Below are 25,639 nucleotides of genomic sequence, written 5' to 3'. Positions count from 1 at the left end.
ACGCGGTTTTAACGAGCGATTTCCGTGTAATGATGCTCATCGTAATCATGGGTCAAATAACTGTTAACGACATCGTTAAAGGCGATCCAATGAGGCGTTTTCTGGTGTGCTGAAAGCGCCGCCTTATCGTCCCAGTTTTCGATCAGCGCGTAGCTGTTCTCATCGCTCTGGCATTGCCAAAGCTGGTAAAAAGAGCAGCCGGTTTCTTTATTGGATTCCTGCACCATGGTGTTGAGCAGGCGCAGAAACGCTTGCCGCTTGGCCGGATTGACCTGAAAAAAGACGTTGAGCGTAATCATGATTGATTTCCTCGGTCGGTAATGAAACTGGATATCTCCAGGGGCAGCATTGTGCTGACAGCGAGGATTTTACGGACTTGATGGCTGACTAAAAGTGAAATAAAGTTCGTGAATCGTTCACTTTTGGTGAAGGCTTAAGATGTTTAAACGTGCCCAGTTAGCCACCTTTTGCATGGTGGTGGAGTCGGAGAGTCTCACGGCCGCGGCGGAGCGGCTGTTTTGCGTGCCCTCTAACGTGACCAAGAAATTAAAAGAGCTGGAAATGGCGTGCGGCGTCACGCTGTTCGAGCGTGAGCGCAATCGGCTGTCGCTCACGCCGGAAGGCCGGGCGCTTTACCATAAAGCCAAGCGTTTTTTGGCGGTCGAGGAGCGGGCGCGAGCGCAGTTTGAACAGGATCCGGTGCAGGGCGAACTGAGGCTTGGCGCGCTGGATATCGCGTTGAGTCATCATTTGCCGCAAAAGTTGGCCCATTACCGTGCGCAGAATCGCCGCGTTCAGCTGAGTGTGGTGCAGGGTTATTCGCTGGATCTGGAGTTTCAGCTGCAAAAAGGGGCGCTGGACGTGGTGTTTTCAGATGGGCCGATCGAACATCCGCAGATGCAGAGCCGGCGTGCTTTCCAGGAGCGTTTGGTCTTCATTGGCGGGGCATGTCGGCCGGCGTTGTTGGCAAAAAGCGATCTCTATGTTTATTCGCGGCAATGCCACTATCGCCATCTGGTGGACGCCTGGCTGCAGAAGCAGCAAGTCATCCCCGCCGCGCTGCTGGAGGTGGAATGCTACGACGTGATATTTGCCTGCGTAACAGCGGGATTAGGCTATGCGTTTGTGCCCGAAAGCCTGGCGCGGCAGCGAAAGGTTGCATACATAGAATGCGGGAATGAAATGCGCAGCGATATTTATGCTATCTGGCGTAAAGCGAGCGACAGCCGCATATTGCACGATTTTATTGACGCCGTGATTCGGCATTAAGGCAAAAAAATCCCCACGGGGGTGTGGGGAATGGCTTCTCTAGTACACAGTTAGCTAGCAGCTGAACTTTTATTAGAATGGTTGCAAGACTATTAATCATCAATGGCAACGACAATAACAAAAGTCTGAAAACTGTCCTGTTTATGTGATGCATATGTAACGAAAATCTACAACTCCGCACACGTTTGCGCCAAAAAGGTGCAAATCGCCGCTGCGACCCCGCTCAGCTTCACCCTATGTCAAATTCATGCCATCATTATTGTCAATTCAGGCATAGACTTAACCAATGCCTAACTCAGGAACGAAGCAATCATTTAATGACCAGGCGATTAAAAGTATTCATAGGGACGGTGGCGGGCTGCGCAATTCTGGTGCTGGCGTTGTGGCAAACTTTGCCGCGCTGGCTGCCGGGCGTGTTATCGCATTGGTTGCCGGCGGGAAGCCGCCTGGAGTTGCAGGGCAAATTGCACTGGCGCCAGGGCGGCCTGGCGCTGGCGGGGGCGCGTTTCACCGCGCAAGATTGCCTGCTGGCCAACGTCGGGCCGACGCGGTTGGCTTATCGCCAGGGCCGCTGGCAGCTGTCGAGCGATAAGGTCAGCGTCGATAGCGCCTGTTTGTCAAAACTGCCGGGCGGCGATGCCAACAGCGCGCCGCTGGCGCTCGATCAGCTGCAGCAACAGCTGCCGCCGCTGGACCTCACCATTAATGACCTGACGCTGGTTCCCTGGCAGCGTTATGCCGGCAAGCTGCAGCTTTCCTCCGGCCCTGACGGGCAACGCCTGCATTATCAGGGGCCGAATCTCAGCGCCGAGGCGCAGCTGGATGAAAAACAGCAGCTGACGTTGCAGAGCCTGACCGTCGTCCCGCCCAACAGCGCGCAACCGCTGCGTCTCGCCGGCAAGATAACCATTCCGCTGGATCTGGCCAGCCTGCCGACGCAGGGCGCGCTGCAGGGGGAAATGCAGACCGCCTATCTGGAAAAACCGGTATTGCTGGACATGCGCTGGCAACAGCGGCAGGGCGTGTTGACGGTAAGCGAAAAAGGCGACGATCGGCCGCTGGCGGTGCTGCCGTGGGAAGTCGCGCCGCAGCGGGTCAGCATCAGGCAGGGCGAGTGGCGTTGGCCGTACAGCGGGCAGCCGTTGAACGGCGGCCTGAGCGTTGCGCTGCACGACTGGAGCAAAGGGTGGGATGAAACGGAGATCAGCGCGCGGCTGAACGTGATCACCGCCGGCCACAACGGCAAGGGCAATGCGGTGCTCACCCTCGGGCCGGGCAAGGTAGGGTTGACCGACAGCGATCTGCGCTTCCAATTGACCGGTCAGGCCAATCTGGCCGACTTCTCCGCCACCGCGTCGATTCCGGGCGTGATCGGCGGCAGCATTCTCAACCCGACGCTGGTGCTGCAGCCAGGGGCGCTGTTGCGCCTGTGGGGCAAGGTGACGCCGGAAATGACGCTGGAAGAGGCGCGTTTGCCGCTGGCGGGCGTGAAGGTGACCGCCGCCGGTATCACCGGCCGCCTGCAGGCGATTCTGAACGCCAGCGACAGCTATTGGGGGCGCTTCAAGCTGCACCTGGACGGCCAGGCGCAGGATTTCTGGCCGGACAAGGGCGACTGGCAGTGGCGTTACTGGGGCAACGGCCGGTTGCCGCCGCTGCAGGCCGCCTGGGACGTCGCCGGCAGCGGGCGCTGGCAGGACAGCGAGCTGGTGCTCGACAAGCTCTCCACCGGTTTCGATAAATTGAAGTATGGTTTGGTGACGGTCGCCGCGCCGCGCCTGAGCCTCAACCGGCCGCTGCGCTGGCGGCGTGATGAACAAAGCCCGCAGTTCAACGGCGAGCTGCAACTGGCGGCGGATAAGGTCAGCTTCAGCGACGGCGGCCATCTGCCGGCGCCGGTGCTGGCGTTGCAGGTGAACGGCCTTTCGCCGGACAGTTTCCAGCTGCAGGGCAAACTGCAGGCGCAGCAGATCGGGCCGATCGCGCTGCGCGGCCGTTGGGACGGCGAACGCCTGCGCGGTGAAGCCTGGTGGCCGAAACAGTCGCTGAAGGTCTTCCAGCCGCTGCTCGCGCCGGATCTCAATCTCACGCTGCGCGACGGCGAGTTTTATGCGCAGTCGGCGTTTTCCGCCGCCCGCGAGCAGGGCTTCGAGGCCGGCGGCCACTGGGTGGTGAAAAACGGCGGCATGTGGCTGAAAGACGGCGAAATGAGCGGCCTGGACTTTATCCTATCGTACCGGTTCAAGCAGCATCAGTGGCTGCTGGGGGCCAAACAGCCGGTGTCGCTGCGCATCAAGTCTTTCAGCAACCTGTTCGAGATGCAGAACATTTCCGCCGATCTGCAGGGCACCTATCCTTATAGCGAAGGGCAGCCGCTGACGTTGAGCAACGTCGGCGTGGACATGCTCAACGGGCATATCAGCCTGTCGGCGCTGCGGTTGCCGCAGCATGACGCCGCGGTGCTGAAGCTGGACAAGGTCGATCTCAGCGCGCTGTTTACCGCCCTGAAGCCGAAGCAGTTCGCCATGTCCGGCCGCGTCGACGGTGAGCTGCCGCTGTTCCTGAACCACCCGAAATGGCTGGTGCAAAACGGCTGGATCGCCAACGCCGGCACCCTGACGCTGCGGCTGGACAAAGACATGGCCGACGCCATCGGCAGCAACAACCTGGCGACCGGCGCGGCGATCGACTGGCTGCGCTACATGGAAATCAACCGTTCGCACGCCCGGGTCGATCTCGACAACCTGGGCGAACTGACGCTGAGCGCGCGTATCGACGGCATCAACCCGCAGAAGAACGCCAAGCGCGAGGTGATCCTGAACTATCGGCATCAGGAAAACGTGTTTCAGCTGTGGCGCAGTTTGCGCTTCGGCGACAATTTACAGGAGTGGCTGGAGCAGGCCCTCTCACAACCTGGGGAGCAACAATGAAAATCATGAGTGTGTCGACGCTGGCAGCGGTGCTGTGCGTTTCGCTGCTGAGCGGCTGCGTGCCGCGCATCGAGGTGGCGACGCCGAAGGATCCGATCACCATCAATATGAACGTCAAGATCGAGCATGAAATTCATATCAAGGTGGATAAGGACGTCGAAAACCTGCTGAAAACCCAAAGCGGTCTGTTCTAGGAGCCGACATGAAAAAACGTTATTTGTGGCTGGCCGGCGCCGCCTGGTTTTTCAGCGGCGTGGCGATGGCGTTGACGCTGGATGAGGCGAAGCAGCAAGGGCGGGTGGGCGAAACCCTGAGCGGCTATATCGCCCCGGTGAAGCAGGACGCGGAAACGCTGGCGCTGGTGAAGCGCATCAACGCCGGCCGCGCCGAGAAGTATCAGGAAGTGGCGGACGGCAACCATATCGCCGTCGACGAAGTGGCGCGCATGGCCGGGCAGAAGCTGGTGACGCGGGCGCAGAGCGGCGAGTATGTGCGCGGCATCAACGGCCAGTGGCTGAAGAAATAAAAAAAGCGCGCCGTCTGGCGCGCCAAGAGATACGGATAGATGATTATTATGAGGGTAGTGCAGGTTTGACAGGACTTGCTTCTTGTCCGGCAGGGGCGCGGCGCCCCTGCGCAGGATCTTAGGCAGACACCACCTGAGACAGGGCCGCCTTGGCGTCTTCCTGTGCTTTGGTCGCCACTTCCGGGCCGTAGGCGATGCCTTCCGCGAAGACGAACTCCACGTCGGTAATGCCGATGAAGCCCAGGAACAGACGCAGGTAAGGTTCCACCAGGTCGGTTGGGGTGCCTTTATGAATGCCGCCGCGGCTGGTCAGGATCACCGCGCGTTTGTTTTTCACCAGGCCTTCCGGACCGTTTTCGGTGTAACGGAAGGTCACGCCGGCGCGGGCAACCAGGTCGAAATAGTTTTTCAGCTGGGTCGGGATGTTGAAGTTGTACATCGGCGCGGCAATCACGATGACGTCATTGGCCTGCAGCTCGGCGATCAGCTCGTCCGACAGGGCCAGCGCTTCTTGTTGACGCGGGGTCAACGGAGCATCGGAAGGACGCAGCGCGCCGACCAGTTCACCGTCCAGCACCGGGATGGGCTGTGCGGCCAGATCGCGCACGGTGATGGTGTCGCCGCTGTGGGCGTTGCTCCATTGCTCTACGAAGAAATCGGCCAGTTGGTTAGACTGAGAGTAGGTCGCCAGGATGCTTGATTTCAGAACCAATACGTTGCTCATCGATAATTCCTTACGTTGTGACAGTGACATCAGGACTCAGCGTCCCTTGCATGGAGTACATGCTATTCACATTCCTCCAACAGTGATAGCGCAATATTTCGAGATCTTCGTTCGATTTTATTGAATGACATGGCGAGGCTTTACTCGCGAAAGTAGGGGGAGAAAGCCGTTTGTGATAGGCTGTGCGGCTAAAGCAAAAAAATCGCTAAAAAAACATCAAACCGTTGCCAAGCCTGGCCTTGGCGGCGAAGAAACAAGGAACACCGAACGTGAAATCTCCGCTCGAGGCACTGCCGGCCCAACTGGGTGAGCTGATGCTCCGCGATCAACAACGTCTGCGTCGTCGCCTGCAGGGCGCACGAAAAATCAAAAATCCCGATGCCCAGTTGGCGGTGGCCGCCGAAGTAGAAAGCGACATCGCGGCGGCGCGTCAAAAAGTGCAGGCGCGCGCCGCGTCTTGCCCGCGCATTACCTATCCGGAAAGCCTGCCGGTCAGCCAAAAAAAGCAGGACATATTAAACGCCGTCCGCGATCACCAGGTGGTGATTGTCGCCGGGGAGACCGGCTCGGGGAAAACCACCCAGCTGCCGAAGATCTGCCTGGAACTGGGGCGCGGGGTGAAAGGGCTGATCGGCCATACCCAGCCGCGCCGCCTGGCGGCGCGCACCGTCGCCAACCGCATCGCCGACGAGCTGGAAACCCCGCTCGGCGGCAGCGTCGGCTACAAGGTGCGCTTCAACGATCAGGTAGGAGAAAATACCCTGGTCAAGCTGATGACCGACGGTATCTTGCTGGCGGAAATTCAGCAGGACCGCCTGCTGATGCAGTACGACACGCTGATCATCGATGAAGCGCACGAGCGCAGCCTCAACATCGACTTTATTCTCGGCTACCTGCGCGAACTGCTGCCGAAGCGCCCGGATCTCAAGGTGATCATCACCTCGGCGACCATCGATCCGCAGCGCTTCTCGCGCCATTTCAACAATGCGCCAATCATCGAGGTTTCCGGCCGCACCTACCCGGTGGAGGTGCGCTACCGCCCGGTGGTCGACGACGGCGACGATACCGATCGCGACCAGCTGCAGGCGATTTTCGATGCGGTGGACGAGCTTGGCCGCGAAGGGCCGGGCGACATTCTGATCTTCATGAGCGGCGAGCGCGAGATCCGCGATACCGCCGACGCCCTGAACCGCCTCAATCTGCCGCACACCGAGGTGCTGCCGCTGTATGCACGCCTGTCGAACAGCGAGCAGAACCGGGTGTTCCAGTCGCACCACGGCCGCCGCATCGTGCTGGCCACCAACGTGGCGGAAACCTCGCTGACGGTGCCGGGCATCAAGTACGTCATCGATCCGGGCACCGCGCGCATCAGCCGCTACAGCTTCCGCACCAAGGTGCAGCGCCTGCCGATCGAACCGGTGTCGCAGGCTTCTGCCAACCAGCGTAAAGGGCGCTGCGGCCGCGTATCGGAAGGGGTGTGCATCCGCCTGTACTCCGAGCAGGATTTCCTGTCGCGGCCGGCGTTTACCGATCCGGAAATTCTGCGCACCAACCTGGCTTCGGTCATTCTGCAGATGACCTCGCTGGGGCTGGGCGACATTGCCGCGTTTCCGTTCGTCGAGGCGCCGGACAAGCGCAACATTCAGGATGGCGTGCGCCTGCTGGAAGAGCTGGGGGCGATCGCCACCGCCGACAACGGCCACTATCAGCTGACGCCGCAGGGCCGCCAGCTGGCGCAGTTGCCGATCGACCCGCGTCTGGCGCGCATGGTGCTGGAAGCGCAGAAGAGCGGCAGCGTGCGCGAGGTGATGATCATCACCGCCGCGCTGTCGATTCAGGATCCGCGTGAGCGCCCGATGGACAAGCAGCAGGCCTCGGATGAAAAACACCGCCGCTTCGCCGACAAGGACTCGGACTTCCTGGCGTTCGTCAACCTGTGGGATTATCTGCAGGAGCAGCAAAAAGCGAACTCCTCCAGCCAGTTCCGCCGGCTATGCCGCAACGATTTCCTCAACTACCTGCGGGTGCGCGAGTGGCAGGATATCTACACCCAGCTGCGCCAGGTGGTGAAAGAGCTGGGGCTGCCGATCAACAGCACGCCTTCCGACTACCGCAGCGTGCACACCGCGCTGCTGACCGGCCTGCTGTCGCACATTGGTCAGAAGGATGCGGACAAGCAGGAATACACCGGCGCACGCAACGCCCGCTTCTCCATCTTCCCCGGCTCCGGCCTGTTCAAGAAGCCGCCGAAGTGGACCATGGTGGCCGAACTGGTGGAAACCAGCCGCCTGTGGGGGCGTATCGCTGCGCGCATCGAACCGGAATGGATCGAACCGCTGGCTCAGCACCTGGTGAAACACAGCTACAGCGAACCGCACTGGTCGAAGTCGCAGGGGGCGGTGATGGCCAGCGAAAAGGTCACGCTGTTCGGCCTGCCGATCGTCGCGGCGCGCCAGGTCAATTACGGCTCCATTGATCCGCTGCTGTGCCGTGAGCTGTTTATTCGCCATGCGCTGGTGGAGGGCGACTGGCAGACGCGCCACGCCTTCTTCCGCGACAACCAAAAGCTGCGCGCCGAAGTGGAGGAGCTGGAGCATAAATCACGCCGCCGCGACATCCTGGTGGATGACGAAACGCTGTTCGGCTTCTACGATCGCCGTCTCCCCAACGACGTGGTTTCCGGCCGTCATTTCGACAGTTGGTGGAAGAGCGCGGCCAAACAGCAGCCGGATCTGCTGAACTTCGAAAAAGAGATGCTGATCAAGGACGGCGCCAATAAGATCAGCGCGCTCGATTACCCGAACTTTTGGCATCAGGGCAACCTCAAGCTGCGGCTGAGCTACCAGTTTGAACCGGGCACCGACGCCGACGGCGTGACGGTGCACATTCCGCTGCCGATCCTCAACCAGGTGGAGGAGCAGGGCTTCGAATGGCAGATCCCCGGCATCCGCCGCGAGCTGGTGATTGCGCTGATCAAATCGTTGCCGAAACCGGTGCGCCGCAACTTCGTGCCGGCGCCGAACTACGCCGAGGCGTTCCTTGGCCGCGTCACTGCGCTGGAATTGCCGCTGCTGGACGCGCTGGAGCGCGAGCTGCGGCGCATGACTGGCGTGACCGTGTCACGTGATGACTGGCAGTGGGATCAGGTACCCGATCACCTGAAGATGACCTTCCGCGTGGTGGGCGAGAAAAATCAGACGCTGCGCGAAGGCAAAGACCTGGCCGCGTTGCGCCTGCAGCTGAAAGAGAAGGTGCAGGAGACGCTGTCGGCGGTGGCCGACGATGGGCTTGAGCAGAGCAATCTGCATGTCTGGAGCTTTGGCCAACTGCCGGCGTTTTACGAGCAGAAGCGCGGCGGCTATTCGATGAAGGCTTACCCGGCGTTGGTGGATGAAAAGGACAGCGTGGCGATCCGCCTGTTCGACAGCGAAAGCGAGCAGCAACAGGCGATGTGGCAGGGCACGCGCCGCCTGCTGTTGCTGAATATTCCTTCGCCGATCAAATACCTGCATGAAAAGCTGCCGAACAAGGCCAAGCTGGGGCTCTACTTCAACCCGTACGGCAAGGTGCTTGAGCTGATTGACGATTGCATTTCGTGCGGTATCGACAAGCTGATCGCCGAACACGGCGGCCCGGTCTGGCAAGAGGAAGGCTTTGCGCGCCTGCAGGAGCAGATCCGCGCCGAGCTGAACGACACGGTCGTCGAGGTGGCCAGGCAGGTTGAGCAGATCCTGACGGCGGTCTTCAACATCAACAAACGGCTGAAAGGCCGGGTGGACATGTCCTTGGCGCTGGCGTTGTCGGACATCAAAACCCAGCTTGGCGGCCTGGTTTACCGCGGTTTCGTCACCGGCAACGGCTGGAAACGCCTGCCGGACACGCTGCGCTACCTGCAGGCGATCGAACGCCGATTGGAAAAACTGGCCATCGATCCGCATCGCGATCGCGCGCAGATGCTGCGGGTTGAGCAGGTGCAGCAGGCGTGGCAGCAGTGGCTGAACAAGCTGCCGCCAAAGCGGCAGCAGGAGGAAGAGGTGAAAGCGGTGCGCTGGATGATCGAAGAGCTGCGCGTCAGCCTGTTCGCGCAGCAGCTGGGCACGCCGTACCCGATCTCCGACAAGCGCATTATGCAAACTATCGAGCAGCTTTCGGGCTAAGTTCGGGCGCGCCGGCCGGCAAACGGCCGGCGCAGCGCAAGTTGAAATTCAGAGAACAGAGAAACAGCAACGGCGCTTGATGCGCCGTTACGAGAGCTATTTGCCCGCCGCTAGGGCGTCTAGCGCTTCGCGGATGCCGGGCACCGCCAGGGCGCGGTTATCGGCGCGGTAGCGATCTTTCGCCGCCGGCGCCGAGCTTTGGATGGCGATCAACTGCCAGCCGTCGGCGGTTTTCAACAGCAGCGGTGAGCCGCTGTCGCCGGGCAGGGTATCACACTGGTGCGACAGTACGCCTTGCTGGGCCCAGCCGGTGACCTTGCAGTTTTGGTGGCTGTAGAGGTCATCCAGATGATCCTCCGGGTAACCCGCCTGAGTAATCAACCGCTTGGCCTGTTTCAGGGCCTGGGTCAGCGCTTTGCTGTCGCCTTGCCACAGCGGCAACGGTGCGATCGGCAGCGGCTTTTTGTCTTTCAGACGGATCAGCGCAAAGTCATAAGCGGCGGCGGCGGGCGGCACGATCCAGCCATCGCCGTCCGGCTTCAGCTTTTTGCCCAGCTTGCTGTCGACCAGAGTTTCGATATTGTCGGTTTGATACCGCCAGGATTTATCACCCGCCACGAAGCGCAGGGCGATGGCTTTATCCAGTTGCCCCGGCGGCGCCAGCACACAGTGGCCGGCGGTCAACGCCAGGTGTGGGGAGATCAGCGTGGCGGTACACAGATTGCCGCTGGCGGTTTCGACCTGGCCGATGGCCTGCCAGGGCTGGGCGGTGGTATCCGTGACCTTGATGCGTTCATCTTTGCCGAAAAACAGACGCGTTTGCTCGGCCTTGGACGGGCCGTCGGCACGTGCCGCCTGAGCAGCGATGAGCGGGAGTGAGCACAGCAACAGTAAAACGGATTTGCGCATAGATCTCTTGCCTGACAAATACGGATCATCCATAAACACACTGAATGCTAACTATAGACTGATTTAGCATCCGTGTGGATGGGCAATAATTGATTTTTCAATAATTTCCCGCCGGCGATGCGGCAGGCTACAGGTAAAAAAAGACGGCGATCAGTCCGCAAAGGATCAGGGCGGTCAGAACGATCTCGAACAGGTAGCGGCGCAGCATCAATGCGAACCCCCGATGAAAAAACACCCGGCGAACCGGGTGTTGTACACGTCAAGCCTGAAACGGTGAGGGGATCCTCACGTTGTTACGCCTTTTTGTGGCTGGCTTTCTTGTGGTGTTTTTTAGCCGCCTGGGCTTTTTGGGCCGGGGCTTTCGCACCGGCTTTTTTGTGATGCTTTTTGGCCGCCTGAGCTTTCTGAACCGGGGCTTTCTTGCCGTGGTGTTTCACCTGGGCTTTAGCCGGCGCAGCGGTGGCGGTGGTTGCGCTAGCCGCAGGTGCGGTGGTGGCAGCCTCGGCAGCGAAAGCTACGGAAGACAGACCCATTGCAGCGGCAACAACCAGAGCTAATACTTTTTTCATCGCAGAATCCTCAATATGGCTTTTGGGTATCAACCCCACTGCGGGGCCGTTGAAATGATAGTAGGCAAACGGCGTCCGCCTTTCCGTGAGTGATTGGTTTCGGCATGTAACCTAATGTACAGGGCGGCGGTGGGGAGTGGGATTGCTGTTATAATGACCGCCAGGCACGGTAAAAAGGATTTAACATGAACGAGATATCAATTCGTTGTGGCGTGACCGAACAGGGCGAGGTGCCGCTGGCCTATGAGGACTGGGGCGATGAGGCGCACCCGCCGCTGCTGCTCATCATGGGTATCGGCGCACAGCTTTTGCTGTGGCCTGACGACTTCTGCCGCGCCCTGGTGGCCAAGGGATTTCGGGTGATCCGCTATGACAACCGAGACGTCGGCCTTTCCGGCAAAACGCAGGCACAACGTACGCAGCCGTTGTGGCTGCTGATGTTGCGCGCCCAGCTCGGTTGGCAAACGCCGGTGCCTTATACCCTGGCGGACATGGCGGCGGACGCGGCGCATCTGCTCGATCATTTACGCATTCCGCAGGCTCACGTACTGGGCGCTTCGATGGGGGGGATGATCGCCCAGGTGCTGGCCGCCGAATACCCGCAGCGCGTCGCCTCGTTATGCATCTTGTTCTCCAGCACCAATCAACCGCTGTTACCGCCGCCGGCCCCTTCGCTGCTATGGCTGTTGGTGCGCCGGCCTGCGGCCGATTTGACGCTGCAGCAGCGCCACGAGGGGATGAAAACCTTCCTGCGCGCGCTCGGCACCCGATTTTATCCGCCGGAGGAGGCGGAGCTGGATACGCTGGTGACGCGGTTGCTGAAGCGGGGCGTGGATCCGGAAGGCATGCAGCGGCAACTTTCCGCGTTGCTCGGCAGCGGCGATCTGCGTCGTTATAGCCGGCGCATAGCCGCGCCGACGCTGGTTATTCACGGCGATCGCGACCGGCTGGTGCGCAAGGCGGGTGGGGTTGCGATCGCCCGTGCGGTCGCCAACGCCAAATTGCATATCATGCCGGGCATGGGGCATGACCTGCCCGCGCCATTGAGGCCGCAGCTGGCGGCGATGATCGCCCGTCATGCGCTGGGATGAGAGGCCGGAAAGCCCGGCGTTTTTTGCTATTTTAGTTACAACATACTTATGGTGAGTAGCCAGCCGCCACTCTGTAGCCAAGGCGTTGTCGGCAAGGAATGCGCGCTATGAAACATTATCCGGTCATGCAGGCGGGAAAAGGGCGCGGCCGGGGCCGCGCCAGGAGAGATTACAGGTAGCGGGTTTCCAAATGCTGACGGAAGTAGCGCGGGTTGAGCGCTTCGCCGGTCGCGTTGGCGATCAGCGTTTCGGTCGGGAAACGGCTGCCGTGGCGCCAAATATTGTGCTGCAACCAGTGGAACAGCGGCTGCAGGTTGCCGGCGGCGATATCTTCGCTCAGCGAAGGCAGGGCCTGACGCACGCTGTGGAACAGCTGCGCGGCGTACATCGCGCCGAGGGTGTACGTCGGGAAGTAGCCGAAGGCGCCGTCGGTCCAGTGAATATCCTGCATGCAGCCGTTGCGGTAGTTGCCGATGGTGTCGAGGCCGAGATAAGCCTGCATCTTCTCATTCCACAGCGCCGGAATGTCTTCCACCTCGATATCGCCTTCGATCAGCGCTTTTTCAATTTCGTAGCGCAGGATGACGTGGGCAGGATAGCTCACCTCGTCGGCGTCGACGCGGATCAGGCCCGGTTTAACGCGCTGGTTGAGGCGAATAAAGTTGGCCTCTTCCAGCGCCGGCTGTTCGCCAAACTGCGCGGTGACCAACGGACGCAAGATCTTCAGGAATTCATCGCCGCGCGCCAGCTGCATTTCGAACAGCAGGCTTTGCGATTCGTGGATAGCGGTGGAACGAGCCAGGGCGACCGGCTGGCCGAGCAGATCGCGCGGCAGGTTCTGCTCGTAGCGGGCGTGGCCGGTTTCGTGCACGATGCCGAGCAGCGCGGTCAAAAACTCTTTCTCGTTGTAACGCGTGGTGATGCGCACATCTTCCGGCACGCCGCCGCAGAACGGGTGGGCGCTGACGTCGACGCGGCCGTTGTCGAAGTTGAAACCGAGCAGCTTCATCACGCTGAGGCTAAGCTGGCGCTGGGTGTCCACATTGAACGGACCCTGCGGCGCCTGGCAGGGCTCGTTAGCCTGTTTGGCCACCACGCGCTGCAACAGATCCGGCAGCCAGGTTTTCAGATCGCCGAAGATGCGGTCGAGATCGCTGCTGCGCATGCCCGGTTCATACAGGTTTAGCAGGGCGTCGTAACGGCTGGTGCCGGCCGACTGTGCGCGGATCTGCGCTTCTTCCCGGCTGAGCTTGACCACTTCGCGCAGGTTTTCGGCGAAGCCGTCCCAGTCGTTGGCCGGGCGCTGGGCGCGCCAGGCGTGTTCGCAGCGCGCGCCGGCCAGCGATTTGGCTTCGACCAGCGCGGCCGGCAGCAGCACGGCGTCTTCATATTGGCGGCGCATTTCGCGCAGGTTGGCGCGGTCGAGTTCGTCCAGCGTCTCTTGCTGCGCGCGATCCAACAGCGCGCCGGTGCTTTGTGCCGTTAAAATCTGGTGCTGCAGCACGCTCAGCTCGGCCAGCGCTTCGGAGCGCGCCTTGCTGCCGCCCGGCGGCATCATGGTTTGCATGTCCCAACCGGCGATGGCGGACAGGTGGCCGAAACGCGACAGCCGGCTGAACAGGGCGCGCAGGTGATCGTAAGCAGACGTGTTGGAATGTGCAGATGTCATTATTATTCGGCTCCAATGAGAAGGTCTGGCGGCATTACGCCAGATCGGCTTTTAAACTGAATGTCGGCTTCACCGGCCAGCAGAAACGGAAGCTGGCGCCGCCGAGCGAACTGCCTTCGACGAACACCTGTCCTTGGTGGGCGACGGCGATGGAATGGACGATGGCCAGCCCCAGCCCGCAGCCGCCGGTAGCGCGATCGCGGCTGGGATCGAGACGGACGAAAGGTTCAAACACCCGTTCGCGCTCTTCCGGCGGGATACCCGGCCCGTCATCCTCGACCTGCAAGCAGGCGAGGTCGCCGTCAAACCACAGGCCAACGCGCAGCCGCTGTTCGGAATAGCGCAGCGCGTTGTTGACCAGGTTGTCGAGCACGCGCTCCATCAGGCGCAGATCGACGCCGCCGAAGTCGCCGACGTGCGGGATATCGAGCTGGATGTCGCGATCCTGATGGATCAGGCGGATATCATCGACCTTGTCCTCGAGCCACTTTGGCAGATCGATGGGTTCAATGTTTAACGCAACCTGCGGACGGTCCAGACGGGCATAGGTCAGCAGCTCGTCGATCAGCGACTCCAACTGGCCGATATCGCGGTTCAGCGCCTGCTGCTCGCTGTCGGACAGGTTATCGCTCATTTCAAGCCGGTAGCGCAGGCGCACCAGCGGCGTGCGCAGCTCGTGCGCGATGCCGTCGATCAGCTGTTTCTTGCTGGCGATCAGGGTATTGACGTTGTCGGCCATCTGGTTGAACGCCACGCCGAGCCGGCTCAGGCTGGAGGTAGGATCGAAGTGGGTGCGTTCATCTAGATGCCCGGCGCCGAGCCGCTGGGCGGCGTTTTCCAGCTTGAGCAGGTCTTGCCAGTGCGGCCGCATCCACAGAAACACCGGCAGCGCCAGCGACATGCCGATAAACACCAGCAACACCAGATCCAGCAGGCGCATCTGATGCAGGTAGAACAGATAAGGAATGGGGCCGACCACCAACACATAGTGGCTGCGCGGAATGCGCTGCATAAAGGTGTACTGATCGTCGAGGGCGATGATTTCCCCCAGCCGCAGCCGCTTTTTCAGATCCTCGCTCAGTTCCTGTTTGCCGAGCGGTTCGATATGCAGCTTGAACGACAGGTTGAGATCCAGCGTGGCGATGGTCTTGTTCCAGTCCTTCAGCGGGATTTCGCGCAGCTCGCTGCGCATCAGGTACAGCGAACTTTTCATCAGATCGTCCATCGACTGGCGGCCGGCGCGCTCGGCGGTCACCTTGTACACCAGGCCGACCAGCATCGCCATCACTAGAAAACAGACGAACAGCAACAGGAAGAACTGGACGAAAAGTTTTCTCATTGTTGCACCGATGCCCAGGCGTTAGGGGCGAACAGATAACCTTTATTGCGCACGGTCTTGATGCGGAACGGCTCCAGCGCGTTGTCGTACAGCTTGCGGCGCAGGCGGGAGATCGCCACGTCGATGCTGCGGTCCATGCCGTCGTAGCTCACGCCGCGCAGGTTTTGCAGCAGCGCCTCGCGATCCATGATCTGCCCGGCGTGGGTCGCCAGTTCCCACAGCAGATCGAAATCCGAGGTGGACAGCGTGACAGTTTCTTCGCCCAGCGTGACCTGCCGGTTGACCGGATCGATGCACAATAGCCCGAAATGCAGCGCGTTGTGCTGGGTGAGCGGCTGAACCGACTCTTCTTTCGGCTGTTGGCCGTGTTGGCGCAGGTGCAAACGCAGGCGTGCCAGCAGCACCGCCGGCGGCGTGGTTTTCAGGATATAGTCGTTGGCGCCCATCTCCAGCGACAGGATATGGTTCATGTCGCTGTCGAGCGAGGTGAGCAGCACGATCGGGCCGGGGAAGGTGGGGCGCAGATCGCGGCACAGCGTCATGCCGTCTTTGCCGGGCAGCATGATGTCCAGCAGCACCAAATCGGGTTGCTCGTGCGCGATGCGCGCCTGCGCGCTGTCGCCGCGCGGCTCGATCAGCACCTCGATGTCGTGTTTGCCCAGATAGGCGGCGATCAGTTTGCCGACTTCGGGATCGTCTTCCACAAAAACAATTTTATGCATATGCCCGTGTTTTAATAAGAAAAGCGGATTTCAGCATAGCGCGGCCCGCGGCGATGCGCCATGCGGATCTTGGCCTCAGCGCAGCGGCCGGCCGCCGTCGACGCCGTGGGTGCGGCCGGTGACGTAGCGGCTCTCCATCAGGTAGTTCACCAGGTTGACCACTTCGCTCTCGCCCGGCGCGACCTTCATCAGCGATTTCGCCAGCGCCTGCTGGCGATAAGCCTCGTCGTCGCCAGGATTGAAGATGATCAGCGCCGGCGCAATGGCGTTGACCTTGACCTCCGGCGCCAGCTTGCGGGCGAACGAACGGGTCATATTGTCCAGCGCGGCCTTGCTGGCGGCGTAGGCGATGTGTTTGTCGCTGCCTTTTTCCACCACGTAGTCGGTGAGATGGATAATGTCCGCGCCGGCCTGGCCCTGGCCGGTCAGGCAGGTTTCAAGCAGTTGGTTGAGCAAATAGGGCGTATAGACGTGAATTTGCAGCATCGTCGCCATCACCTGTTCCGGCGGCACCTGCGGCGACTCTGCCTGCCAGGCGCTGGCGTTGTGGATCACCGCGCGCAATTTGGGCGCCACCTGCCGCACCTGGTCGGCGAAACGGTAGATGCCTTCGTGCGTGGAAAAGTCGCCCTGAATGCAGCAGGCGCCCAAGGCTTTCAACTCGGCCATCGCCGGATATTCGCTGCGATAGGCGATGATGACGGGAACGCCGCGCTGGAGAAACGCTCTGGCGAGCGCCAGCCCGATGCGCCGCGCGCCGCCGGTAATCAGCACCGGGGCAGAGTTGGGGTGTTCCATTGATTAAAGCTCCTGGACAGACTGGCAAACAATAGGGGAATTATGCCATCATACGGCGGAAAGTCGTTAAAGCTTCGCATGATTATCCATTTCTGGATGTAAGATCCCCAATGCATTTCAGGTTGTCGCCCGGCGGCGGCTTGAAAGACCACGGGTTAACACTGGCCATGAGAGGAATGAGGGGATGAACAACAATCACCTTGCATCCATCGCGCGCAGTGAGAAAATCTGTTTCGACTATATGGATTTTCTGTCCGCATCGTGCAGGAAGCACTGGCGCTTTGTTGATGCTATTTATGGTGTGATGCCGATCTTCGGCATGGTGTTGAAATCGCGCGTGACCACGTCACAAACGCGCAAAGAGCAGTTGAAAGAGCTGGCGCTGCAGGTGGTGTCAACCCAGGTCAGCGATGAAACCAACATTGTGCGCCTGATTGACCTGGCGCAGCAGCAGGGCCTGACGGTATTTGATATTCAGCTGCCCTATGCGCTGGAGGCGCAGCAGCTGGCGGCCATTCAGAAAGAGTGCGCGGAAGGCATCGCGATCGCCCTGGTGGGTGAGCGCATGACCGTCACCATTCCCCCTAAAAGCTGACCGGGAATCAACCCGGCCACTCGTTGATGGTTAGGCAATTGACTTGCCGCGATAGCCTAACCATGAACGAGATATTCCGCGCCGCGTAGCGGCCTGCCTTTAAAGCCGGGTCCCGGCATTGGGGCCGGAGCGTAGGGTATAAATGCCGTCTATATGAATCAGCACTGCGTATTTCGGCGGCTTTATTCCATTTTTTTCTGCAAACGCCAGCGCATCGTCAAACGGCTTGCCCGCCAGGAACAGTTCCGGGGTGCCGACAAAGCGGTAACCGTCCAGCGCCTCGCGATCGATAACCACGACGGCCATTTTCGATCCTTCCCTGATATTTTGCAGCGTCTGGCCGCCGGTATTTTCGTTGTAAATCAGCGTACGGTCGTCATACAGGCGCAAAGAGCGCTTGGGGCCGATATCGGGCACGCCGCTCGGGCTGCTGGTCGCCTGCACAGGCAGCTGTTTGGCCAGCATCTTTTTCATCTCATCATTCAATTCATTCATTGGCAGATTACCCCTCAGGTCGTGGTGGCGTTGTTAATGCACGGTGGCGGAATGGTTCGCCGCGGGCGCGCAGACGCTGGTTCCCGGCAGCCGGTGCTCGCGCAGCGCCTGCAGCGTTTCAATTCGGAACCGCAGCAGGTGCCGTTCGGCGATCTGCTGCATCTGTTCGCACAGCGAGGTGTCGTCCATCAGTTGCTCGATGGCGAGCCGGGCCTGATGCACGTGGGGTTCTACGCCGCGAAGCGGCTTTTGCCGCAGGCGCAGATGGGTGATGTTGTTGAACGTGACGATCAGCGCGGCCAGGGTGGATTCGAAAAGATGCAGTGCGTCAAACCGTTCGGTATATTCCGCGTTTTGCCAGGGCCGCTCGGCGACGAGCGCCTGAGCGGCCTCCAGCGCCTGCTGGTAGTGCGCCATCGCCAGGCGATCGCGCCGCTGATTGAATGCCGTGTTGCCCTCGGCGATCAGCGCTTCCCAGGCGGTAAACAAGGGTAATGCGTGCAGCAGTTTTTCAGCCATGAAATGCCTTCCATTTTCAGCCGGTCTAAACCCGCCTCCTGACGCCTCTCGGCAGGGGCGCTCGCGTCTTGCCGTTAATGCTCAGATGATAATGATAATTAATTGCATTTAAGATCGCAAGAGGAGCAACTGACGGATCAACAACGGGTAGCGGGGTAACGAGGAAAGAAGGGGGAAACGAAATGCGGCTGACGGGCAGCCGCATCGACAGGCGATTTTAGTGCAGCATAATCCAACCGGCAGGCAGCGTGGCCGCCAGCAGCAAGAAAATGCTGCTCTTTTCCAGCCGGTTGAGCAGATTGATGTCCCGATGGCCGCGGCGGGCATACATGAACACCAACAGCCCAGGCGCATACAGCAGCACCGACATCAGCAGGTGCATCAGCCCGGAAGCGTACAGCAGCCACAGGCCATAGACGCAGGCGCCGGTGGCGGCGAAGATCAGGCGTTTGTCGCGGCGGCGGTAAGCCACCTTGAACAGAAACGCGCCAACCAGGAAGTAAGGCACCAGGATCATTTCCGAAGCGATGGTCAGCAGCGAGTTATAGTTGCTGCCGGTCAGCCAGATCAGCACCAGCGCCAGCTGCACCGCGATGTTGGTCAGCCACAGCGAAGAGGACGGGGCATGATGGCGGTTCTGCTTGCCGAACACGCGCGGAAACGCGCCGTGCTGCGCGGCCAGCAGCGGCACTTCCGCCGCCATGATGGTCCAGCTCAGGTAGGCGCCGCACACGGAAATGATCAGGCCGGCGGCGATGAGCACGTCACCCCACGGGCCGATCAGTTCCACCATCAGAACCGCCATCGACGGATTGCGCATTTCGGCCAGTTCGCTGCGCGGCACCACGCCCAGCGACAGCAGCGTCACCATCAGATACACCGCCAGCGCCGACAGCACCGCCAGCATAGTGGCGCGGCCCACGTCTTTCTTATTGCGGGCGCGGGCGGAAACTACCACCGCGCCTTCCACGCCGATAAACACCCACAGGGTGATCAACATGGTGTCCTTGACCTGTTCCCACACCGGCTTGCCGAGGGCGATGCCTTTGAAATCCAGCGTGAACACGTCCATTTTAAAGGCGATCGCCGCCAGAACGGCGAACATTCCCAGCGGCAACAGCTTGGCGAGGGTGGCCGCCAGATTGATGCTGGCGGCGGTTTGCACGCCGCGCAGCACCAGCGCGTGCACGATCCACAGCAGGGCGGATTCGGCGATCAGCGCCTGCCAGGTATTGCCGTCACCGAGAATCACGCTGCCGCCGCGATCGGTGAAGATACTCAGCGCCGCGAACACGATCACCAGATACGAGACGTTGGCGATCACGGCGCACAGCCAGTAACCCCAGGCGGAGCAGAAGCCCACCAGCTCGCCGAACCCTTCCTTGGCATAGGTGAAAATGCCGCCGTCCAGATCCGGACGCAAACGCGTAAGCAACAGCATGGCGAAGGCCAAAAACAGAATGCCGACGCCGGTGATCCCCCAACCCAGCAGCAGCGCGGCGGGGCTGGCGACCTGCGCCATGTTTTGCGGCAGACTGAACACGCCGGCGCCCAGCATTGAGCTGAGCACCAAAGCGGTTAGCGCGGTAAGACCGAGTTTTTTTTCCAATGACGGATCCTGAACGCAGAATAAACAACTGGAAGGGAACTGCTTGGTGGCAACAATGTATTAACTACCACTGCGCGAATAGACAATAGCCCTAAAAATTGGCGCAAATTTTACGGAGGGATGATTAGAGATGCAATGATTGAATATGCGGAATTTACAAAAAACTATTCAACGCACGATGAAAAAAGCGGCAATAAAAACGGGCAGCTCAAGGGCTGCCCGATGGTAAACCGAAAAGCGGGTTTTATTTGAACAGATCGGCGCTGACGGTCAGGTTGCCGCCGCTCTTGTTCTGCCACTGGCGGGTGACGTGGTAGTACTTGGCGCCTTTCTCGGCCGCGCGTTTCGCCACTTCGGTGGAGACATCGGTCATGCTGTTGAAGTGGCCGGTGAAGGTGACGGAATCGAACGGCACCATCTGCGCGGCGGTCACGTTGTTCACTTCCTGGATCTTGGTGCCGTTAGGCAGCGTGACGGTATAGCGTTGGCCGGTAGAAGACTGGGTTTCAAAGAAACGACCCACTTCGCGGCTTGGCGAACCGGAAGACGCGACGCCAGGAATTTCGACTTTCGCGGCAGCGGCGCCGCCGGCGGCCAGCGCGGCGCGGCCGGCGTCAGAATCGGCCGGAATGGCATCCGGGCTCTGCACGCGGCGTTTTGGCGCATCGGCCTTATAGATGTAGGCGGTAACGAACTGGTTGCCGCCGGAGTTGGCGTCAACCTGGCGCACGATGAAGAACGAGGCGGCGCCTTTTTTCTTCGCTTCTTTGGAGATAGCGTCGTTGATGTCCGGCTGGCTGCGGTAGAAACCGCTGACGCTCACGGTATCGTAAGGCTCCAGCAGATAGGCTTCCTCTTTAGGCAGTTCGTTCACGCCGTTAAATACGCGGTATTTTGGTGTTTTGCTCACTTCTGGCGCATCTTTATGATAAAGGTCTGCGGTGACGCGCCAGTTGCCGCCGTTGTTGCTGTTGTTGCTGTCCTGGATATAGAAGGAATCGGCACCCAGTTTGTCTGCACGGCGGGATACGGCGTCGACGGCTTCATTGATGGCATTGAAGCGGCCGGTAATCGTGATGCGATCAAACGGCTTCAGCGCCGCTGCTTTCTCAGGAGTTAACTCTTGCGCCGCATGAGCAGACAGCGCGGTGAGTGATAACAAGGCTGACGCGATGATCGTGGTCTTCAGCTTCATAAAAAATCCTTTCGCCTAGCGCATTAACGTTTATAACGTACTGAACTGTTTAAGTGTAATTCAGCCGTCGATTATTACATGTAATTCTGAAAACTGTCTCAGCATTTTATGTTATCCCGTGCGACAAATCGCCGACGGTGACGCCGGGCGCACGGATGGCGCCATCCTCATAAGTTTCCATAATAACGGCTTTGGTGTCATTAATGTTAATTATTCACAAAATGATAACTTTTATGCTTTTACGCCGCGCATGGCCATAAATCGTTACGCCGGGCGTAAATCTCTTGTCACGCAGAATGCGCTGTTCTGTATGGATTTTTTCACAGTAAATTGCGATTTGTCATATCACGCGCGGCGTTTTTATGTAAAAACAGAGCTGAATGCGTAAGCAATTATGGATCATCGACCTTATTTTCAGTAGGTTATAGTTGGCGTCTGAAATCAGTGCGGGCAAGTTAATGCCACGCCCGCCGGTGACGCCGTGCTATGGGCAGGAAAATAATAAACATCATCCAAGACAGGTGAGAAGGGAACATTATGCGTATTGGTGTACCAAGAGAGCGGTTGGCCAATGAAGCCCGGGTCGCAGCCACGCCGAAAACGGTGGAACAACTGCTGAAGCTGGGTTTTACCGTCGCGATTGAACGCGGGGCGGGCAAACTGGCCAGTTTTGAGGACGTCGCCTACGAAGCCGCCGGCGCGGCGCTGGTCGACGAAAGCGAAGTGTGGCAGTCGGATCTGATTCTGAAAGTCAACGCGCCGCAAGACGACGAGATCGCCTTGATGCGCGAAGGCAGCACGCTGGTCAGCTTTATCTGGCCGGCGCAAAACCCCGAATTGATGGCTAAGCTGGCGGCGCGCAATGTCACCGCGCTGGCGATGGACTCGGTGCCGCGCATCTCGCGCGCCCAGTCGATGGACGCGCTGAGCTCGATGGCCAACATCGCCGGCTACCGCGCGATCGTCGAAGCGGCGCATGAGTTCGGCCGTTTCTTCACCGGCCAGATCACCGCCGCGGGCAAAGTGCCGCCGGCCAAGGTGATGATCATCGGCGCCGGCGTGGCCGGCCTGGCGGCGATCGGCGCCGCGGGCAGCCTCGGTGCCATCGTGCGCGCCTTCGATACCCGCCCGGAAGTGAAAGAGCAGGTGCAGAGCATGGGCGCGGAATTCCTCGAGCTGGATTTTGAAGAGGAAGCGGGCAGCGGCGACGGTTACGCCAAAGTAATGTCCGAAGCCTTTATCAAGGCCGAGATGGCGCTGTTCGCCGCGCAGGCGGCGGAGGTCGATATCATCGTCACCACCGCGCTGATCCCGGGTAAACCGGCGCCGAAACTGATCACCAAAGAGATGGTGGCGTCGATGAAGCCGGGCAGCGTGATCGTCGATCTGGCGGCGCAAACCGGCGGCAACTGCGAGCTGACCGTGGCCGACACCATTACCGTGACCGACAACGGCGTGAAAATCATCGGCTATACCGATCTGCCGAGCCGCCTGCCGACCCAATCTTCGCAGCTGTACGGCACCAACCTGGTCAACCTGCTGAAGCTGCTGTCGAAAGAGAAAAACGGCGAGATCGACATCGATTTCGACGATACGGTGATCCGCGGCGTTACCGTGGTGCGCAGCGGTGAAATCACCTGGCCGGCGCCGCCGATCCAGGTCTCCGCCCAGCCGAAAGCGGCCCCCGCCGCCGCACCGGCCGCCAAACCCGAAGCCAAACCGACCTCGCCGTGGCTGAAGTACGGCCTGATGGCTCTGGCGATCCTGCTGTTCGGCTGGTTGGCGGACGCGGCGCCGAAAGAGTTCCTGTCGCACTTTACCGTGTTCGCGCTGGCCTGCGTGGTCGGTTACTACGTGGTCTGGAACGTCAGCCATGCGCTGCATACCCCGTTGATGTCGGTCACCAACGCGATCTCAGGGATTATCGTGGTCGGCGCGCTGTTGCAGATCGGCCATGGCGGCTGGGTGAGTTTCCTCTCCTTTATCGCCGTGCTGATCGCCAGCATCAATATTTTCGGTGGGTTCACCGTCACTCAGCGCATGCTGAAGATGTTCCGCAAGAACTAAGGGGTAGCAAATGTCTGGAGGATTGGTTACAGCTGCATACATTGTTGCCGCTATTTTGTTTATTTTCAGCCTGGCGGGCCTGTCGCGCCATGAAACGTCGAAGCAGGGCAACCTGTTCGGCGTCGCCGGCATGGCGATCGCGCTGATCGCCACCATTCTGGGGCCGGATTCCGGCAACGTCGGCTGGATCATCATCGCCATGATCATCGGCGGCTCGATCGGCGTCTATCTGGCCAGGAAGGTCGAGATGACCGAAATGCCGGAACTGGTGGCGGTGCTGCACAGCTTCGTTGGCCTGGCGGCGGTGCTGGTCGGCTTCAACAGCTACCTGGATCACGGCGCGCCGATGGAGCCGGTGATGGCGAACATCCATCTGACCGAAGTGTTCCTCGGCATCTTTATCGGCGCGGTCACCTTCACCGGTTCGATCGTCGCCTTCGGCAAGCTGCGTGGCATCATCTCTTCCAAGCCGCTGATGCTGCCGAACCGCCACAAGCTGAATCTGGCGGCGCTGGTGATCTCGTTCCTGCTGCTGGTGGCGTTCGTGCGTACCGACAGCGTGGGCTGGCAGGTGGTTACGCTGCTGCTGATGACGGCGATCGCGTTGGCGTTCGGCTGGCATCTGGTGGCCTCGATCGGCGGCGCCGACATGCCGGTGGTGGTATCGATGCTTAACTCCTACTCGGGGTGGGCGGCCGCCGCGGCGGGCTTCATGCTGAGCAACGATCTGCTGATCGTCACCGGCGCGCTGGTGGGTTCTTCGGGTGCGATCCTGTCTTACATCATGTGCAAGGCGATGAACCGCTCGTTTATCAGCGTGATCGCCGGCGGCTTCGGCAGTGACGGTTCGTCCACCGGCGACGCCGAAGAGATGGGCGAATACCGTGAAACCACGGCGGAAGAGGTGGCCGAGCAGCTGAAGAACTCCACCTCGGTGATCATCACCCCGGGTTACGGCATGGCGGTGGCGCAGGCGCAATATCCGGTGGCGGAAATCACCGAGAAACTGCGGGCGCGCGGCGTGAAGGTGCGTTTCGGCATTCACCCGGTCGCGGGGCGTTTGCCGGGCCACATGAACGTGCTGCTGGCGGAGGCGAAGGTGCCGTACGACGTGGTGCTGGAGATGGATGAAATCAACGAAGATTTCCCGGATACCGACACCGTGCTGGTGATCGGCGCCAACGACACGGTGAACCCGGCGGCGCTGGAGGATCCGCGCAGCCCGATCGCCGGCATGCCGGTATTGGAAGTGTGGAAAGCGCAGAACGTGATCGCGTTCAAACGCTCGATGAACACCGGCTACGCCGGCGTGCAGAACCCGCTGTTCTTCAAAGAGAACACCCAGATGCTGTTCGGCGACGCCAAAGACAGCGTGGAAGCGATTCTGCGGGCATTGCAGAAGTAAGTGAGCAACCAAAAAAACGGGCCGCTAAGCGGCCCGTTTTTTATGCGCGAGGGTTAATCTTCGTCGTCGTGCTCATCGTCTTCATCCGTCTCAATCGGGCAGTTGAAGTTCTCCGGCTTAATCACCAGCAGATCGCATTTCAGATGGTCGATCACATGTTCCGCGGTGTTGCCGATAAAGGCCGCCGAAATGCCGGTGCGGCCCAGCGTGCCCAGAACCACCACGCCGGCCTGCAGGTGTTCGGCCAGATCGGGGATCACCTCTTCCGGCAGGCCTTTTTCCACGTGGGTGAACTCTTCCTTAATGCAGAATTTCTGCCGCAGCGCCTTCATGGCGATCAGATGCTGGCCGCGGATGGCGTCGTTGTAGACGCTCGGATCGAAATCGGGCAGCTCGATGGCGATGTTGATCGGAGTAACGGGATAGGCGCCGACCAGGTGAACCTCGGTCTGGTTGACGTTCTGCGCCAGTTCGACGGTTTCTTGCACCAGTTTGATATTGAGCGGATCGTGATAGGGTTCTTCGCTGGCCAGGTTGACCGCCACCAGCGCTTTACCGCCTTCCGGCCAGGGCTGGTCTTTCACCATCCACACCGGGCAAGGGCATTTGCGCAGCAGGTGCCAGTCGGTGGGGGTGAAGATCACCGACTCCAGCCGGTCGTGCTGGTGCGCCATTTTCAGCAGCAGATCATGCTGGCCGGAAAGCACTTCCTGAATGATGGCTTCGAAGGGGCGGTTGTGCCAGACCACTTTGATTTCGATCGGCACGCCGTCGTTGAGGTAAAAGCGGCACTGCTCGTTGATCCAGGCGGCGCGTTGGCTGATCACACCTTGCCGCATCGCCGTTCTTTCGTCCGGGGAGAGCAGGGTCGTCATTTCGTAAGAGAAGTCATAAATGGGCAGGAAGGCTTTGATGCGCCCGCCGTTCCGTTTCACCAGGTACACGGCGCGGCGCAATGCCGGCTGGTCGTCCTGATTGGGGTCAATAGCCACCAGAAGATTCTGATACTTCGCCATAGGGCCTCCTTACAGCTGAAATCAACAGTCTGTTA

General features: G+C 60.1%; 25 protein-coding genes. 11 read left to right on the top strand and 14 right to left on the bottom strand.

Annotation, left to right across the window (positions count from 1 at the left end):
• Nucleotides 1-8: 8 nt before the first annotated feature.
• Entirely contained in the window at nucleotides 9-299 is a 291-nt protein-coding gene (locus SSARUM_RS12510) for a putative quinol monooxygenase (RefSeq protein WP_060426103.1), read from the bottom strand.
• Between the two features lie 139 nt (nucleotides 300-438).
• Between SSARUM_RS12510 and SSARUM_RS12505 the strand changes: the two genes are divergently transcribed.
• The 5 genes from SSARUM_RS12505 to SSARUM_RS24620 all read left to right on the top strand — a co-directional run bounded on the left by SSARUM_RS12505 (nucleotide 439) and on the right by SSARUM_RS24620 (nucleotide 4,847).
• Complete coding sequence (locus SSARUM_RS12505) at nucleotides 439-1,269, top strand: LysR family transcriptional regulator (protein ID WP_060426105.1); 831 nt, start codon at nucleotides 439-441, stop codon at nucleotides 1,267-1,269.
• Nucleotides 1,270-1,586: 317 nt separating this feature from the next.
• Nucleotides 1,587-4,199 (top strand): YdbH family protein, encoded by a 2,613-nt coding sequence (locus tag SSARUM_RS12500; RefSeq protein ID WP_049234360.1) that lies wholly within the window; start codon nucleotides 1,587-1,589, stop codon nucleotides 4,197-4,199.
• Nucleotides 4,196-4,393: a YnbE family lipoprotein gene (locus SSARUM_RS12495; protein WP_025302979.1), complete on the top strand. Its 198-nt coding sequence runs from the start codon at nucleotides 4,196-4,198 to the stop codon at nucleotides 4,391-4,393. Before SSARUM_RS12500 ends, SSARUM_RS12495 begins: the two co-directional genes overlap by 4 nt.
• 8 nt (nucleotides 4,394-4,401) lie before the next feature.
• Nucleotides 4,402-4,725 (top strand): YdbL family probable chaperone protein, encoded by a 324-nt coding sequence (locus SSARUM_RS12490; RefSeq protein WP_048321624.1) that lies wholly within the window; start codon nucleotides 4,402-4,404, stop codon nucleotides 4,723-4,725.
• The gene (locus SSARUM_RS24620) at nucleotides 4,710-4,847 is read left to right on the top strand and encodes a hypothetical protein (protein ID WP_107685448.1); all 138 of its coding nucleotides are present in this window, start codon (nucleotides 4,710-4,712) and stop codon (nucleotides 4,845-4,847) included. The genes SSARUM_RS12490 and SSARUM_RS24620 overlap by 16 nt, the downstream gene beginning before the upstream one ends.
• Here SSARUM_RS24620 and azoR read toward each other — a convergent pair.
• Complete coding sequence (gene azoR, locus SSARUM_RS12485; RefSeq protein ID WP_033634661.1) at nucleotides 4,844-5,449, bottom strand: FMN-dependent NADH-azoreductase; 606 nt, start codon at nucleotides 5,447-5,449, stop codon at nucleotides 4,844-4,846. The genes SSARUM_RS24620 and azoR overlap by 4 nt on opposite strands.
• Before the next feature lie 269 nt (nucleotides 5,450-5,718).
• Here azoR and hrpA point away from each other — a divergent pair, with 269 nt between their 5' ends.
• Nucleotides 5,719-9,606, top strand: coding sequence for an ATP-dependent RNA helicase HrpA (hrpA, locus tag SSARUM_RS12480; protein ID WP_071998135.1), 3,888 nt, complete (start codon nucleotides 5,719-5,721; stop codon nucleotides 9,604-9,606).
• A gap of 96 nt (nucleotides 9,607-9,702) precedes the next feature.
• Here hrpA and SSARUM_RS12475 read toward each other — a convergent pair whose 3' ends face one another.
• The 3 genes from SSARUM_RS12475 to asr form a co-directional block, all read right to left on the bottom strand.
• Nucleotides 9,703-10,515, bottom strand: coding sequence for a trypsin-like serine peptidase (locus tag SSARUM_RS12475; RefSeq protein ID WP_033634660.1), 813 nt, complete (start codon nucleotides 10,513-10,515; stop codon nucleotides 9,703-9,705).
• A gap of 127 nt (nucleotides 10,516-10,642) precedes the next feature.
• On the bottom strand, nucleotides 10,643-10,723 hold the full coding sequence (ydgU, locus tag SSARUM_RS24665; RefSeq protein WP_455677416.1) for a small membrane protein YdgU: 81 nt from the start codon (nucleotides 10,721-10,723) through the stop codon (nucleotides 10,643-10,645).
• 85 nt (nucleotides 10,724-10,808) lie between these two features.
• A complete protein-coding gene (asr, locus tag SSARUM_RS12470; RefSeq protein WP_033648431.1) occupies nucleotides 10,809-11,084 on the bottom strand; it encodes an acid resistance repetitive basic protein Asr in 276 nt (91 codons plus the stop codon).
• A gap of 185 nt (nucleotides 11,085-11,269) precedes the next feature.
• On the opposite strand from asr, the gene SSARUM_RS12465 reads away from it, so the two are divergent.
• The gene (locus tag SSARUM_RS12465; protein WP_033648430.1) at nucleotides 11,270-12,175 is read left to right on the top strand and encodes an alpha/beta fold hydrolase; all 906 of its coding nucleotides are present in this window, start codon (nucleotides 11,270-11,272) and stop codon (nucleotides 12,173-12,175) included.
• Nucleotides 12,176-12,344: 169 nt separating this feature from the next.
• Here the strand turns inward: SSARUM_RS12465 and SSARUM_RS12460 are convergent, their stop codons facing one another.
• From SSARUM_RS12460 to folM, 4 genes are all read right to left on the bottom strand, one after another.
• The gene (locus SSARUM_RS12460) at nucleotides 12,345-13,844 is read right to left on the bottom strand and encodes a carboxypeptidase M32 (RefSeq protein WP_060430132.1); all 1,500 of its coding nucleotides are present in this window, start codon (nucleotides 13,842-13,844) and stop codon (nucleotides 12,345-12,347) included.
• Between the two features lie 34 nt (nucleotides 13,845-13,878).
• Nucleotides 13,879-15,183, bottom strand: coding sequence for a two-component system sensor histidine kinase RstB (rstB, locus tag SSARUM_RS12455; RefSeq protein ID WP_033648428.1), 1,305 nt, complete (start codon nucleotides 15,181-15,183; stop codon nucleotides 13,879-13,881).
• Entirely contained in the window at nucleotides 15,180-15,905 is a 726-nt protein-coding gene (gene rstA, locus SSARUM_RS12450) for a two-component system response regulator RstA (protein WP_033634655.1), read from the bottom strand. Before rstA ends, rstB begins: the two co-directional genes overlap by 4 nt.
• Before the next feature lie 75 nt (nucleotides 15,906-15,980).
• Nucleotides 15,981-16,703, bottom strand: a complete 723-nt coding sequence (gene folM, locus SSARUM_RS12445; protein ID WP_060387796.1) for a dihydromonapterin reductase — start codon at nucleotides 16,701-16,703, stop codon at nucleotides 15,981-15,983.
• Nucleotides 16,704-16,887: 184 nt separating this feature from the next.
• Between folM and SSARUM_RS12440 the strand changes: the two genes are divergently transcribed.
• Entirely contained in the window at nucleotides 16,888-17,298 is a 411-nt protein-coding gene (locus SSARUM_RS12440; RefSeq protein WP_060430130.1) for a hypothetical protein, read from the top strand.
• Nucleotides 17,299-17,397: 99 nt separating this feature from the next.
• On the opposite strand, the gene SSARUM_RS12435 is transcribed toward SSARUM_RS12440, so the two are convergent.
• From SSARUM_RS12435 to ydgH, 4 genes are all read right to left on the bottom strand, one after another.
• The gene (locus SSARUM_RS12435; protein WP_033648425.1) at nucleotides 17,398-17,793 is read right to left on the bottom strand and encodes a pyridoxamine 5'-phosphate oxidase family protein; all 396 of its coding nucleotides are present in this window, start codon (nucleotides 17,791-17,793) and stop codon (nucleotides 17,398-17,400) included.
• Between the two features lie 33 nt (nucleotides 17,794-17,826).
• Entirely contained in the window at nucleotides 17,827-18,312 is a 486-nt protein-coding gene (locus SSARUM_RS12430; protein WP_039565969.1) for a hypothetical protein, read from the bottom strand.
• 217 nt (nucleotides 18,313-18,529) lie between these two features.
• Complete coding sequence (locus SSARUM_RS12425) at nucleotides 18,530-19,921, bottom strand: amino acid permease (protein WP_060425793.1); 1,392 nt, start codon at nucleotides 19,919-19,921, stop codon at nucleotides 18,530-18,532.
• A 244-nt stretch (nucleotides 19,922-20,165) separates the two neighbouring features.
• Entirely contained in the window at nucleotides 20,166-21,116 is a 951-nt protein-coding gene (gene ydgH, locus SSARUM_RS12420) for a DUF1471 family protein YdgH (protein WP_004938291.1), read from the bottom strand.
• A gap of 118 nt (nucleotides 21,117-21,234) precedes the next feature.
• On the opposite strand from ydgH, the gene SSARUM_RS12415 reads away from it, so the two are divergent.
• From SSARUM_RS12415 to pntB, 3 genes are all read left to right on the top strand, one after another.
• The gene (locus SSARUM_RS12415; protein WP_128884762.1) at nucleotides 21,235-21,504 is read left to right on the top strand and encodes a hypothetical protein; all 270 of its coding nucleotides are present in this window, start codon (nucleotides 21,235-21,237) and stop codon (nucleotides 21,502-21,504) included.
• A 149-nt stretch (nucleotides 21,505-21,653) separates the two neighbouring features.
• Nucleotides 21,654-23,183, top strand: coding sequence for a Re/Si-specific NAD(P)(+) transhydrogenase subunit alpha (gene pntA, locus SSARUM_RS12410; protein ID WP_004938288.1), 1,530 nt, complete (start codon nucleotides 21,654-21,656; stop codon nucleotides 23,181-23,183).
• A 10-nt stretch (nucleotides 23,184-23,193) separates the two neighbouring features.
• A complete protein-coding gene (pntB, locus tag SSARUM_RS12405; RefSeq protein ID WP_033634648.1) occupies nucleotides 23,194-24,588 on the top strand; it encodes a Re/Si-specific NAD(P)(+) transhydrogenase subunit beta in 1,395 nt (464 codons plus the stop codon).
• A 53-nt stretch (nucleotides 24,589-24,641) separates the two neighbouring features.
• Here pntB and uspE read toward each other — a convergent pair whose 3' ends face one another.
• Nucleotides 24,642-25,604, bottom strand: a complete 963-nt coding sequence (uspE, locus tag SSARUM_RS12400; RefSeq protein WP_033648422.1) for a universal stress protein UspE — start codon at nucleotides 25,602-25,604, stop codon at nucleotides 24,642-24,644.
• Between the last annotated feature and the right edge of the window lie 35 nt (nucleotides 25,605-25,639).

This window comes from Serratia sarumanii, assembly GCF_029962605.1.
In the GTDB taxonomy this organism is placed as follows: domain Bacteria; phylum Pseudomonadota; class Gammaproteobacteria; order Enterobacterales; family Enterobacteriaceae; genus Serratia; species Serratia sarumanii.
The sequence above is the reverse complement of the archived record's forward strand: the minus strand, read 5'-3'. Positions and strand labels throughout refer to the sequence as shown.